This window comes from Spirosoma sp. 48-14 (assembly GCF_001898575.1).
In the GTDB taxonomy this organism is placed as follows: domain Bacteria; phylum Bacteroidota; class Bacteroidia; order Cytophagales; family Spirosomataceae; genus Spirosoma.
Genome location: NZ_MKUD01000045.1, coordinates 334126 through 347308 on the forward strand (window position 1 = coordinate 334126; position 13183 = coordinate 347308).

A 13183-nucleotide genomic window follows, 5' to 3' on the forward strand; every position below is an offset into this window, starting at 1 on the left:
GTGGGGCATATTGCAACGCTACTGGTAGGTATGGAGTCTATTCAATAGTGTATGAATCAAATTACTATCAGCCATGAAACTCGTCGGCATCCTCACCCTGTTCAGCATAACCTGCGCGATGGCTCAGGTACCAACCACTCGAATCCGAAATGATTCGGTACCTTCTGTTTTCCCTCCCGACCTTATGCCAAATGTGCTGCCGAATAATTCATTTTACCGGCATCCCATGGACCCCAAAAACGTTGTGCGAGCCACCCTGGATAATATGCCGATAAAAGTGCCCGACTCGTCTACATCCTACACAATCCAGCTTAAGAATCTGGACACTAAAAAGCTGTATTACTGGAATCCCGGCACTCAACCCATTCCCAAAAAACGGCGGTAATTAGTAGCCCAGAGCCTGAGCCAGATCGGCCAGCAAATCGTCGGCATGTTCAAGACCGACAGAAATACGTAACAGATTTTTCGGCGTTATCGAGTTTGGCCCTTCGGCTGTGGCCCGATGCTCGATCAACGATTCAACACCACCCAGGCTTGTGGCTCGCGTAAACAGCTTTAGCTTCCCGATGAAGCGAAGCGCTTCGTCGGCTCCACCCTTTACCTGCACCGACAGCATAGCTCCGGGGCCTTTCATCTGTTGCTGAATCACTGACCGTTGTGGGTGATTTTCCAGACCAGGATAATGTACGCTCTCAACCGCCGAATGATTTACCAGGAACTCCGCAATACGCTGTGCGGTAGCACTTTGGGCACGCACCCGTACACCCAACGTTTTGATTCCCCGACTAACCAGCCAGCAATCGAATGGAGATGGCACAGCACCCGACAAACCCTGTAACAGCCGCACGCGCTGGGTAAACTCATTCTCTTCCTTAAAAATCAACGCTCCGCCCAGCACATCGCTATGGCCACTCAAATATTTTGTAGTCGAGTGCATGACAACATCACAGCCTAGCTCAATAGGTCGCTGAAGAACGGGGGTCGCCCAGGTATTGTCGCATACGCAAATCGCCCCAACTTCGTGAGCCAGTTGACTAATTAATTGCAAATCGGCAATATCGAGCATGGGGTTAGAAGGCGTTTCGCACCAGATCACACGGGTATTTTCGTGGATCGACGAGCGTACGGCCCCCAGATCACGCATATCTACACGCGTATAGGTAAGCCCCCACGGATGAAACACCTGTTCGAGCAGGGCGGGAGTGCCATAATACGCATCAGTCGATAACAATACGTGATCACCGGGGCTGAGCGCCTGAAACAAGGTCATTGTAGCGGCCTGTCCCGAACCAAATGCCATACCGACAGCTCCCCCTTCGAGGGTTGCAAGGGCTTTTTCCAAAGCCTCGCGCGTTGGGTTGTTTGGGCGGGTATAGATGAAACTACCCGGTAACTCATTGGCTTCGTTTCGAGCGTAGGTTGTCGACAAATGAATCGGTGGCACAACTACCCCGGTAATTGGGTCGGGCTGATGGGTAGCGCGGAGGGCGAGTGTATCGAAGTGCATAACTGATGAATTTTAAAGTAAACGGTCAACGGCAAACCAAATACGGTTGACTAAGCCTACCAAACCGTAAAAACGGCTCATTTTTTGTTATCGAAATTGCAGGTTTCTGCTGGTTCTTTTGCCATCAGTGCTTAAATTGTTTATCTCTCCTAACCCACTATGCTAGCTTTTCACTGGAACAGATGGATTAGATGCCTTCTCTGGCGACGTACACAACTCCGCTTACGGCTCAAACAGCCGCTCATTTGCTTCGGCGGGCAACCTTTGGGCCAACTCAGGCCGAAATTACCAGCTTTACTGGTCTGACGGCTATACAGGCTGTACAGCAGCTTATTGCCAATGCTACGTATTCGCCTGCCCCACCCGTTGATCTGGACGAGAATCAGCCAACAGCCGGGCAGACTTATCTGGATAAGCCGTTTAATCACAACCGAAACTTCGATTTCGGCCACTATTTGAGTTGCTGGTGGCTGGGGCTCATGGCCTCTCAAACCGCCCCACTCAGCCTGCTCGATAAGTTGACGCTGTTCTGGCAAAACCATTTCGTAACGACCCGGTCAACCGTTGGCGATTATCGGTTTCTGAATCAGTACCTGCTGTTGCTACGCAATAATGCCCTGGGAAACTTTCGGGATTTGGTTATTCAGGTTACCAAAGATCCGGCCATGCTGCGCTACCTGAATGGGAATGAGAACATTGTAGGACACCCTAATGAGAATTATGCCCGCGAACTTCAGGAGCTATTTACGGTTGGCGTTTTTGACTTCGCTGGGAATAAGAACTATACCGAAGATGACGTAAAAGCAGCCGCTAAAGTGCTGACCGGCTGGGAATACACAAACTACGAAGTTGACAATTCGACCAGTTTTACGACCATCTTTAATCTGGCCAACCACGATAGTACAAACAAAACCTTTTCGGCCAATTACAACAATACGGTAATTGTAGGTCGATCAGCCAACCCATCCCCTACGGTTACGGCAGGTGATGCCGAACTCAGCGATCTAATCAATATGCTGTTGAGTCACCCAGCGTCGGCCCGATTCATTTGCCGGAAACTATATCGGTGGTACGTCAACCCCAACGTTACACAGGCCGTTGAAGATGATATTATCATCCCACTCGCGCAGCTTTTCGTCTCCAATAATTTTGCCATTCAACCAGTCATCGAAAAACTGCTGACGAGTCAGGCATTTTTCGATACATCAACCATTGGTGCGCTGGTAAAGTCGCCAGTCGATCTGGCCGTTGGCTCGATGCGGTTCTTTAACCAGCCTGTTCCGGCGCTGCCAACGCATTATGTTGGTTTTCGGAATTATACCGATTTTATGTTCTACCGCATGCAGGACATGCTGATGCCTTTGCTGGATCAACCCTCGGTATTCGGCTATGAGCCTTATTACGATACTGGCTACACCAAAATCTGGATCAATACCACTACCATCGGTTATCGCTATGAGTATACGGATGCCTATGTGTTAAGGTATCTGCAGGTTGAACCCACGTATCTGATGGGGATTGATGTGCTGGCCTGGGCGACGGCACTCCAGCCAAACTTTTCGGATGTAGCTGGAACCCCTGCCATTTCCTGCGCCGATGTCCAGACCGGCTTTTCAACGAACCTGTTCGCCATTGATTTAAAGCAATCTCAAAAAGACTTTTTAATTGACACGATTATGATGCAGGGCCTGCCACGTACGTCCTGGACATTCCAATGGAACGCATACCGAACCAATATAAATGATGGAGGAGCCCGGTATGAGGTTCGCTCTCGTTTAGAGAATCTGATGAAGTATATGCTTCGGATGGCCGAGTACCATATTTGTTAATGCCTGCTTGTTTTAATAGGCAGCCCTATTGTATACCATCCAACAAATAAGTAAACTTGTTATTTTCCAGACGATTAAAGCTTACCCAAAATCAGTCCTGATCGTCTTCAAACGTAACACACTCATCGTAAATGCCTTACCTGGAGCCGTATACAATCCTGCTAACAGCCAAAACGGCTGCCCACTTGCTTCGGCGGGCAACCTTCGGGCCAACGCAGACCGAAATTACCAGTTTTACGGGCTTAACGGCTACGCAGGCAGTTCAGCAGCTTATCAGCAACGCCAATTACTCGCCACCGCCCCCCGTTGACCTGGATAGTAATAAAGCCACTGCTGGGCAGACGTACCTCGATAAACCGTTCAACGGTGACCGAAATTTTGATTTTGGCCATTATTTACGGTATTGGTGGTTAGGCCTCATGGCCTCCCAAACAGCCCCACCGAGCCTGCTTGATAAACTAACCCTGTTCTGGCAGAACCATTTCGTAACAACCCGCGAAGTTGTCGATGACTATCGCTTTGTCAATCAGTATATGCTCCTGCTGCGTAACAATGCTCTGGGAAATTTCCGTACGCTGGTCACTCAGATCAGTAAGGATCCGGCAATGCTACGCTACCTGAATGGCAACGAAAACGAGGTTGGCAAACCCAACGAGAATTATGCCCGTGAACTTCAGGAACTGTTTACAGTAGGCGCATTCGACTTTGCCGGAAATAAAAATTATACCGAAGACGATGTAAAAGCAGCCGCCCGGGTACTTACGGGCTGGAAGTACACCAATTATTGGGTGGTTGGCTCTACCAGTTTCGGCACGACATTTACTCTGTCGAAACACGACAAAACCAATAAAACTTTTTCGGCACAGTACAACAATACCACCATTACAGGTCGATCGACAACAACGGCGGGTGACGATGAACTAGCTGACCTGGTGACTATGCTGCTGAATCACCCACAAACGTCACGGTTTATCTGCCGGAAACTATATCGGTGGTATGTCAATCCTAACGTTACTCAGACCATCGAGGATAACGTCATTATTCCACTGGCCCAGTTTTTTGCCAGTCCATCAAATAACTACGCCATTCAGCCGGTCATTGTCAAGCTGCTAACCAGTCAGGTTTTTTTCGATGATGCCAATCGCGGATCACTGGTAAAATCGCCGGTCGACCTGGCTGTTGGGGCCATGCGTTTCTTCAATCAGCCTGTTCCGGATATGACAACCGATTATGCCGCCTTTAAGGTGTACTGCGATTTCATGTTCTGGCGTATGCGGGACATGCAGATGGCATTGGTCGATCAGCCGTCCGTTTTTGGGTATGACGCCTATTATCAGACCGGCTATTCGAAAATATGGATGAACACCACTACGCTGGCACTTCGGAGCGATTATACCGATGCCTATATCTGGCGCTGGCTCCAGGTAAAACCGAACTATAAAATGGGAATCGACCTCCTGGGTTGGGTTACATCACTTCAACCCAACTTTTCAGATGTAACCGGAACCCCTGCCATTTCCTGCGCTGATGTTCAGGCTGCCTTTTCCAAAAATCTGTTTGCTCTTGATCTCTTTCCGTCGCAGACCAACTTTTTGATCGACACCATCATGATGCAGGGCATTCCGCGTTCGTCCTGGATAGTTGAGTGGAACAATTATCGCTCAACGCCAACGAACACGAACCGAAAAAATGCAGTGCTGTATCGATTACAGAATTTAATGAAATACATGCTCCGCATGGCTGAATATCAACTCTTTTAATCCTGAATGAGTGAATGATAGAATGAGTGACTAAAACCTTAGGCCAATGATTCACTCGTTCACTCATTCGCTCTTTCACTCTTTGATCAATGAAACGTAGAGACTTTTTGGCAGCAGCCTCCGCAAGTCTGGTGCCTGTAATGCTGGATGGGTTTGGGCTGAAAGCCATGACGAGCCAATCGGCACTGGTTCAATCCCTGTTGCATACAGGAGCCCTGGCTACCGACCGGGTCCTGGTAATCGTGTATCTCAATGGCGGGAATGACGGCCTGAACACCGTGATTCCACGGGATCAGTACTCGCTTTATACAGGCTTACGAAGCAACATCGCCATTCCCGAAAGTGTCGTACTGGCATTAGATGGAAATCCGGCAACTGGCCTGCATCCGGCCATGACCGGCATGCGCGATCTGTATAATACCGGTAAGCTCTCCATTATCCACTCGGTTTCGTATCCCAACCCCGATCAGTCGCACTACCGCGCTACCGACATCTGGATGACCGCCGTCGACGCCAACGTTACCTCGGATTCAGGCTGGGCGGGGCGTTACCTCGAGAATCGGTTCCCTGGCTATCCCGTTGGCTATCCGAATGCGCAGATGGAGGACCCACTGGCGATTCAGATCGGCTATCTGACCTCAACGGCCTTGTTGGGTAGCCAGCAATCCATGGGTATCGCCCTTAGCGACCCCAATAGTTTTTACCAGTTGGTTGGGTCGGGAGGCACACCATCGCCTGATGATCTGCCCTGTTGCGATGCCGGTGAATTGATTGCGTTTATCCGGCAGCAACAGGTTCTGTCGGTTGGCTATGCGACCGAAATCAAGGCAGCGGCCGATGCAGGTCAAAACATGGCTACTTATCCCGATGCATCGGCTAAAAACTCACTGGCCGACCAGTTGAAAATCGTTGCCCGGCTAATTCACGGCGGTCTGAAAACGAAAATCTATTTTGTCTCGCTCAGTGGATTCGATACCCATTCTACTCAGGTCGACCCAACCAACGTACTGATCGGAACCCATGCCGACTTACTGGGTAAAGTATCGACGGCCATCAGTGCTTTTCAACAGGATTTAAAGTTGCAGGGCATTGAAGACAAAGTGGTTGGCATGACATTCTCCGAGTTTGGGCGACGGGCCAATTCCAACAATTCGCGCGGCACCGATCACGGCGTAGCGGCTCCCATGTTCGTTTTCGGCAGTAATCTCAAGCACCGTACCTTTGGTCAAAACCCCGACCTTGCCAATCTGACGGGTCAGACTGGCAACAAAGACATCACAATGCAGATCGATTTCCGGCGGGTTTATACCGACATCCTCAACGACTGGTTCGGTACCGCTTCCACCACCACAAACTCATTGCTTTTCCATCCGTTCCCCACCATATCGCTTTTCTCAGACACCGTCGAAACGGTAGCATCGGGCAACTGGCAGGACAAATCGATATGGACCGTTGGGCGCGTTCCGTTTGCCAACGAATACGTAAAAGTAAACGCTGGGCATACGGTCACGATCAGCCAAAATACGTCCGTCAAAAATATTCGTCTGGATGGCAAACTGGTCTATACCGGGCCTTATTCGGTTCAGGTTGCCGGCTGAGAATTTGTTCGTCAACCAAAAGGACTGTTGTGTTTCATTGAGCAATTCTGCTACCTTTACATCAACAGTATGCAAGCATACTAATTAGATTATTGTCTAATCCGTTCTTTTATGGTCACTAGAAAGAACGACTAGCCACTCAGCCTAAGCTCTATGGAACAAACCTATCAGTCACTATCCTTCGCACAGACCGATGGCGTGATGACCATTTCTTTACTTGGCCCTGGCAAAGGCAATGCAATGGGGCCTGAGTTTTGGGAAGAACTGCCCAGAGCTATGGACGAGCTAAACCGGATGTCCAACGTTCGGTGTATTGTATTTCGCGGCAGTGGCGACCACTTCAGCTATGGCCTCAATGTGATGCAGATGCTGCCGCGAATTGGCAAAATGACTACCGGCACCATACTGGCCCACCAGCGGGTCGACCTGATGGCGCAGATTCGGCACATGCAGTCGGGGTTTCAAAAAATGCATGAGTCGCCCAAACCCGTTATTGCGGCTGTGCATGGCTGGTGTATTGGCGGTGGCTTAAATATGATCGCAGCAGCCGATATCCGGCTATGCTCCCGCGATGCTAAATTCAGCCTCCGGGAAGTGAAACTGGCCATTACGCCCGATATTGGCGGTCTACAGTTTCTCCCCCAGATCATCGGTCAGGGCTTTACCCGCGAAATGGCCTTTACCGGAGCCGACTACGACGCGGCCTTTGCCGAACGGACTGGCCTGGTCAATCATGTTTACGATACGCCCGATCAGCTTTTTGAAGCCGCCGACAAACTAGCCCATCAAATAGCCGATAATCCGGCAACAGCCGTACAGGGAGCCAAACAAGTCCTGAATTACAGCCTCAATAAATCCATTGAAGACGGTTTGCAGTATGTGGCCGTCTGGAACTCCAGCCAACTCCAATCGACCGATTTTTCGGAAGCCATGCAAGCCACACAGGAAAAACGCAAAGCCGAATTCAACAAGAAAATAGACAGAGGATACTAAATGAGTAAATGATTGAATTGTTGAATGATTGAATGGGGTTCCTTCGATTATTCAATCATTCACTCATTCAACAATTCAATCATTATGACAACAGGCATGCTGCGCGATGATGCGCTTAAGGGAAAAACGATTATTGTTACCGGGGGAGGAACGGGACTGGGTAAGTCCATCAGTCGGTATCTGCTTCAGCTTGGGGCGAACATCACCATTTGTAGCCGTCGCCAGTCCGTGATCGATGAAACGGCGAAGGAATTAATGGACGAGACAGGCGGGCAAGTTCTGGCAGTTCCCTGTGATGTCCGGAATACAGCCGACATTGAAGCCGTCCTCGCAAAAACGATTGAGAAGTTTGGTAAAGTCGATGGGTTACTGAATAATTCGGCTGGTAATTTCATCAGTCCGACAGAGCGCCTGTCGTATAAAGCCTTCGATACTATTGTCGATATTGTGCTGCGCGGAACGTATTATTTTACCCTGGCCGTAGGCAAATACTGGATTGAAAACAACATTCCGGGAACGGTACTGAACATCTCAACAACTTACGCCACAACGGGTTCGGGCTATGTCGTTCCTTCGGCGGTAGCCAAGGGCGGAGCGCTTATCATGACCAAATCGCTGGCAGCCGAATGGGGTAAATACGGCATTCGCCTGAATGCCATTGCCCCTGGTCCGTTCCCGACCAAAGGTGCCTGGGACCGGCTTTTCCCGGAACCGTTGATGAAGATGATGGACCCCGTCAGCCGTATCCCGCTCAAACGCGTGGGCGAACATGGCGAACTGGCGAATCTGGCGGCCTACCTGTTGTCCGACTATTCGGGTTTTATCACTGGCGAGTGCATCACCATCGACGGAGGGGAGGTACTGGCAGCCGGGGAATTCAATCACCTCGAAGCCGTCTCGTCGGAACAGTGGGATATGATCGAGCAATCCATCAAACAGGCCAATCGAGATAGTAAACGGGCGAAAGAGTGAGCTGAAGAAAAGGCGGCCGATACCCGGAAATTCACTCGTTCATTCTTTCACTCTTTCGCCATTTTTCGGCACTTTTGCGGCCTCAAAAACGTTATCCTTACAGATCAAAATCTTAAAAAATGCCTAACTGGTTTCTAGGAAAAATCCGCTATCAGCAGCCCATCGACGACTCGAACGTCGGAAGCCGAAACGAAGAATTTATCAAGCAAAAGACGGTTACCGAAGCCTATCTGGTCGACGCCGTTAGCTACACGGATGCCGAAACCCGGCTTTATCAGGAGATTGCGGCCAACACCCCTGAGTTTGACATTACCAACATCTCGCGCATGAAACTGGCCGATGTGTTTCACCACGACGATGGTAGTGAAACCTGGTATAAAGTGAAAGCGATGTTCATCACCGACGACGAGAAAACGGGCAAACAGAAGAAAACGCCTAGTGTGATGCTCGTTAATGCCGACACACCCAAACAGGCCTATGAGCGGGTTGAACAAAGCCTGAAAACAGCGCTTGACCCATTCGAAATTACGGACGTGAACATTACCAAGATTCTGGAAATTTTCCCCTATAACGAAGAGGAAAAGCGTAACCTGCGTCCCTTAAGTGACGTCATAAGCCCTGAGCCAGAAACGGTTTAGGGTATCATTACAACCCCATACCGGTCAGTAGGGTCTTAGCCATAAAGAACGTCCATAGTACACCGATGAAACGACCTTTATTGCTGGTAGCCTTATTGGCCGGTATTGTTTTTGGGTGCCAGGAAGACACCAACATCGCGGCTGTTGCCAACGACGGCCTGAGCCTCTATTGGGACCATGAAATCTTTGGCGAAGAGGGCCGTCGATTTCGATTTGAATTTTCCAGCCAGAAAGCCCTCTCCGAACAATACCAGTTGGTTTTTCAAAAAACCATTACCGGCAACGTCATCACAGTCAGACTAACCAATACAACTAGTCAGGGGCCATGTCAGCCTTTTCCGGGAGACAAACCAAGCTGTATTTCCAAAGGCGGATTTTCTATTCCGGAAACAGACCTTCCTCCCGGCCCATACACCATCAATCTGATTACGCCCTCCTTTACAGAAAGTGGTCAACTAACCATTACCTCCGAAAAAGCAGTATTGGACCTGGGAGCGAACAAACAATTTACGAGTTCAATCGAACAAGTTTTCCCAATACCCCGTCAACTCCTTTTTGGCTCAATCGTTTATACAGGTTCCGATAAAACCCAGGCAGCTAACAACCTTATCGCCTACTTATCGACCCTTGGTGTAACTCCTGTTACCTTACCAGATCATCCCTACCGACACCTCAGCCGTGAGGCTTTGCATTTAGCTACCAAAGACTGGCCTGAAGATAATCACATGATATCGCTGCTCTATTCGATGAAGCGAAGTTTCCGGGATATTGTTGGTGATCTGAAACGGTACGTCGATCAAACAGGCCAGCCTTTGTCCATCTATCTGTATTCCAGTTTGGGCGGTGAAGTACGATTGGGTACGACAGATCCGCTTTTCATCTATGGGTCTGACCAATAGACCCTCTCAGGCGTTATTTTATAGAATAAAGACTGAGAATTACAGAATTTCGACCGTTGACAGATAATCACTTGCCTTGAATAGGTTCTATTGTAGATATTTGTGCCACGATGAAACGCACTCTGTTCAAATGGTTCAACTTACTGATGGCCTGCATCGTGCTGCTGAGCAGTACGGGGTTTGGGCTGGTTGAACATTCGTGCCAGATGCGTGGTAAGAAAAGAACAATGGTGGTTGCCTTTAGCGAGGTAAAAACCAAGCAGGGTTGCTCAGCCGATCAACAGTTGGTATCGACCAATGAACCAACTGTCAAAAAAATGGAATGCTGCCAGGACGATCAGCATTACGAAAATGTAGACATCTCGTCGTCGTTAAGCCAACTGGTTGCCAAGTTTGTTAAAACCCTCACTGAAACCATCTTTCACGGTGTAGCTACCGTTCTGGCCTGGCTTTTCAATTGGGTATTCGCGGGCAATTCATCGTCGGTTTCGGCATTCCCCTCTCCTCCTTCTCTTTCCGGGCGCGACATTCTCACGCTCGTTCGTTGCCTGCTTATTTGAGCTTGTTGATGCATGAATCATGGCTTGTGTCTTTTTGGCATTGGCCTGTTGTCCTGTTTTCAATAAATCAACGAACGCATGAAAGCCTTGTTCACCGGAATGATGCTGGTTATTAGTGGGTTACTACCCTCTTATCAGACAGAGGCCCAGACCGCACCTTCCCAATCGTCAACTATAGATTCCTCAAAAACACAACTTGTTCGGGGGCGCGTCAGTGAACTCGTCAATAGCAAAACCATACCGTTAGTGGGTGCCACTGTCATATGGGCAGGCACCTCTTCGGGTAGTGTAACCGACACCGACGGTCATTTCCAACTCCCAATTCATACCAACTCGAAGCAATTGGTTATCAGCTATGTCGGCTACCGCCCTGATACGCTTCTGGTAACCAATCCCGCGACACACCTGGACGTAACCCTTCGCAGCGAACGCACCTTGCAGGAAGTAACGGTATCCGGAGCACCGGGTCAGATTGACCGGATCAATCCGATTCAGACGGAGTTTATCAATCAGCGGACGCTGGCGAAAGCGGCCTGCTGCAATCTGTCGGAAAGTTTCGAAACCAACGCATCGGTAAGCGTGTCGTACAGCGATGCCGTTACCGGAGCGAAGCAAATTCAGTTTCTGGGCCTGGGTGGCCAGTACGTGCAAACCAATGTCGAAAATATTCCGAACGTTCGGGGCCTGGCAACCACCTTCGGCCTCAACTACATTCCGGGCACCTGGATTACGAGCATCGATGTGGGTAAAGGAGCCGGTTCGGTAGTCAATGGCTACGAGTCGATGAGCGGACAAATGAACGTCGAACTTCAGAAACCAGACGACAAGCAAACGCTTTTTCTGAACGGCTATATCAATAGTTTTGGCCGGGTCGAAGGAAACATCAACTGGTCGAAACCGCTGGTCAACAAACGAAACAGCTATAACTATCTCTGGCCGGGTCAAAAAGATCGGAGCGTCTCTGATCCGAAATGGAGTATGGGCGTGCTGGGACATGCGAGTACACTCCGTAATGAAATTGACCAGAACAATGACGGATTCCGCGATTTACCGCTCTACACCCAGGTCAATGTCATTAACCGCTATAAATACAACGGGGAGAAATATATGGCCCAGTTTGGGGTAAAGGCCCTTTATGAAGACCGCGATGGTGGCCAGTTGTCGTCATTTGGCGATACCCGTTATCGGTTTTTGAACACGACCAAACGGCTGGAATTTTTCTCAAAAACGGCAAAGTTATATCTCGACAAGCCATATAAGGGGCTTGGTCTTATTCTGAACGGAGTGCATCATGAGCAATCGGCCCGGTTTGGCTTTGCGCCTTATGAGGGTCGCCAGCAAACATTTTATGCCAACCTGATTTATCAGAGTATCATCGGCAATACCAACAATGCGTTCAAAGCGGGATTAAGCTATCTGCTCGATGATTATTCCGAACACTACAAAACCATTCAGACGGCCCGAACCGAGTCGGTGCCGGGAGCATTTGTCGAGTACACCTATACGTATCCCGAAAAGCTTACGCTGGTATTGGGCGGTCGACTCGACTTTCATAACCTGTTCGGTACCCAGCTTACACCACGCGCCCATCTGAAATACAATCCTAGCCAGCACATCACTTTCCGAGCATCGGCGGGCCGGGGATTTCGCGCAGCTAATCCATTTGCCGAAAACTTTGGGTATCTGGTTAGTTCACGGGCTGTATACCTGAACCAGCCTTTACAGTTTGAATCGTCATGGAATTATGGCGTTAGTCTGACGAATGATTTTCAGGTACTTGGCAAAAAAGCGTCGCTGGTGCTGGATTACCATCGGACCGATTTCCAGAACCAGCTTATCGTCGACATTGAACACCCCGGCAAACTCTATTTTTACAACCTTGCCGAAGCGGGCGGAAAAGCCCGTTCGTTTGCCAACAGTTTTCAGGCTGAGTTGAACGTACAGCCTGCCAGGCGGTTCGAGGTAAAAGCAGCCTACCGTCTGTTTGATGTGGAGCAAAGCATGGGTGGGCCTTTTGGTGAAGAACGACTGTTACCCAAAATGATGATTAGCCGCGAGCGCGTTTTGCTCAATGCGGGATATGCACTGCCATTCGACAAATGGAAATTCGACGCTACGCTTCAATGGAACGGTCCACGCCGGATCCCCTATCTGCGCGACGGTTATGTTCATACCAGCTATCAGAATATGCCTGTCGATATGGCGCCCAGCTTTTACAACCTCAATGCCCAGCTCAGCCGCGCTTTCCGCAGCGGTTGGGAAATCTACCTGGGTGGCGAAAACCTGACGGGCTTCCGGCAACTTAATCCGATTGTGGCCGCGAATGATCCCTTCGGCCCTCGTTTCGATGCCGGGTCGCAGGTGTGGGGGCCTATCACGGGCCGTATGGTGTACGCAGGCTTCCGTTTTAAACCTCAACCCTGACCT

Annotated in this window: 11 protein-coding genes; 10 read left to right on the top strand and 1 reads right to left on the bottom strand. The window is 49.6% G+C overall.

Annotation, left to right across the window (positions count from 1 at the left end; translation table 11 throughout):
* The first annotated feature begins 73 nt into the window (after positions 1 to 73).
* Positions 74 to 385 (top strand): hypothetical protein, encoded by a 312-nt coding sequence (locus tag BGO59_RS23650; RefSeq protein ID WP_293687365.1) that lies wholly within the window; start codon positions 74 to 76, stop codon positions 383 to 385.
* On the opposite strand, the gene BGO59_RS23655 is transcribed toward BGO59_RS23650, so the two are convergent.
* Entirely contained in the window at positions 386 to 1507 is a 1122-nt protein-coding gene (locus BGO59_RS23655; RefSeq protein WP_293687366.1) for an aminotransferase class I/II-fold pyridoxal phosphate-dependent enzyme, read from the bottom strand.
* Positions 1508 to 1698: 191 nt separating this feature from the next.
* On the opposite strand from BGO59_RS23655, the gene BGO59_RS23660 reads away from it, so the two are divergent.
* From BGO59_RS23660 to BGO59_RS23700, 9 genes are all read left to right on the top strand, one after another.
* Complete coding sequence (locus BGO59_RS23660; RefSeq protein ID WP_293687368.1) at positions 1699 to 3336, top strand: DUF1800 domain-containing protein; 1638 nt, start codon at positions 1699 to 1701, stop codon at positions 3334 to 3336.
* A gap of 131 nt (positions 3337 to 3467) precedes the next feature.
* Positions 3468 to 5096 carry a DUF1800 domain-containing protein gene (locus BGO59_RS23665; RefSeq protein ID WP_293687370.1) on the top strand — a complete coding sequence of 543 codons (1629 nt, stop codon included), beginning with the start codon at positions 3468 to 3470 and terminating at the stop codon, positions 5094 to 5096.
* 89 nt (positions 5097 to 5185) lie between these two features.
* Positions 5186 to 6694: a DUF1501 domain-containing protein gene (locus BGO59_RS23670; RefSeq protein WP_293687372.1), complete on the top strand. Its 1509-nt coding sequence runs from the start codon at positions 5186 to 5188 to the stop codon at positions 6692 to 6694.
* 153 nt (positions 6695 to 6847) lie between these two features.
* On the top strand, positions 6848 to 7687 hold the full coding sequence (locus BGO59_RS23675) for a crotonase/enoyl-CoA hydratase family protein (protein WP_293687374.1): 840 nt from the start codon (positions 6848 to 6850) through the stop codon (positions 7685 to 7687).
* Between the two features lie 84 nt (positions 7688 to 7771).
* Entirely contained in the window at positions 7772 to 8659 is an 888-nt protein-coding gene (locus BGO59_RS23680) for an SDR family oxidoreductase (protein WP_293687376.1), read from the top strand.
* A gap of 119 nt (positions 8660 to 8778) precedes the next feature.
* A complete protein-coding gene (locus BGO59_RS23685; RefSeq protein WP_293687378.1) occupies positions 8779 to 9297 on the top strand; it encodes a DUF4494 domain-containing protein in 519 nt (172 codons plus the stop codon).
* 65 nt (positions 9298 to 9362) lie between these two features.
* Positions 9363 to 10196 (top strand): hypothetical protein, encoded by an 834-nt coding sequence (locus BGO59_RS23690; protein ID WP_293687380.1) that lies wholly within the window; start codon positions 9363 to 9365, stop codon positions 10194 to 10196.
* Between the two features lie 110 nt (positions 10197 to 10306).
* Positions 10307 to 10756, top strand: a complete 450-nt coding sequence (locus BGO59_RS23695) for a hypothetical protein (protein ID WP_293687382.1) — start codon at positions 10307 to 10309, stop codon at positions 10754 to 10756.
* 78 nt (positions 10757 to 10834) lie between these two features.
* Positions 10835 to 13180 (top strand): TonB-dependent receptor, encoded by a 2346-nt coding sequence (locus BGO59_RS23700; RefSeq protein ID WP_293687384.1) that lies wholly within the window; start codon positions 10835 to 10837, stop codon positions 13178 to 13180.
* Positions 13181 to 13183 lie beyond the last annotated feature (3 nt).

Bases quoted from the DNA above. Each gene is read 5' to 3' on its own strand.
- BGO59_RS23660 (WP_293687368.1), top strand. From the start codon at position 1,699: ATGCCTTCTCTGGCGACGTACACAACTCCGCTTACGGCTCAAACAGCC.
- BGO59_RS23665 (WP_293687370.1), top strand. From the start codon at position 3,468: ATGCCTTACCTGGAGCCGTATACAATCCTGCTAACAGCCAAAACGGCT.
- BGO59_RS23680 (WP_293687376.1), top strand. From the start codon at position 7,772: ATGACAACAGGCATGCTGCGCGATGATGCGCTTAAGGGAAAAACGATT.
- BGO59_RS23675 (WP_293687374.1), top strand. From the start codon at position 6,848: ATGGAACAAACCTATCAGTCACTATCCTTCGCACAGACCGATGGCGTG.
- BGO59_RS23695 (WP_293687382.1), top strand. From the start codon at position 10,307: ATGAAACGCACTCTGTTCAAATGGTTCAACTTACTGATGGCCTGCATC.
- BGO59_RS23685 (WP_293687378.1), top strand. From the start codon at position 8,779: ATGCCTAACTGGTTTCTAGGAAAAATCCGCTATCAGCAGCCCATCGAC.
- BGO59_RS23700 (WP_293687384.1), top strand. From the start codon at position 10,835: ATGAAAGCCTTGTTCACCGGAATGATGCTGGTTATTAGTGGGTTACTA.
- BGO59_RS23670 (WP_293687372.1), top strand. From the start codon at position 5,186: ATGAAACGTAGAGACTTTTTGGCAGCAGCCTCCGCAAGTCTGGTGCCT.
- BGO59_RS23650 (WP_293687365.1), top strand. From the start codon at position 74: ATGAAACTCGTCGGCATCCTCACCCTGTTCAGCATAACCTGCGCGATG.
- BGO59_RS23655 (WP_293687366.1), bottom strand. From the start codon at position 1,507: ATGCACTTCGATACACTCGCCCTCCGCGCTACCCATCAGCCCGACCCA.
- BGO59_RS23690 (WP_293687380.1), top strand. From the start codon at position 9,363: ATGAAACGACCTTTATTGCTGGTAGCCTTATTGGCCGGTATTGTTTTT.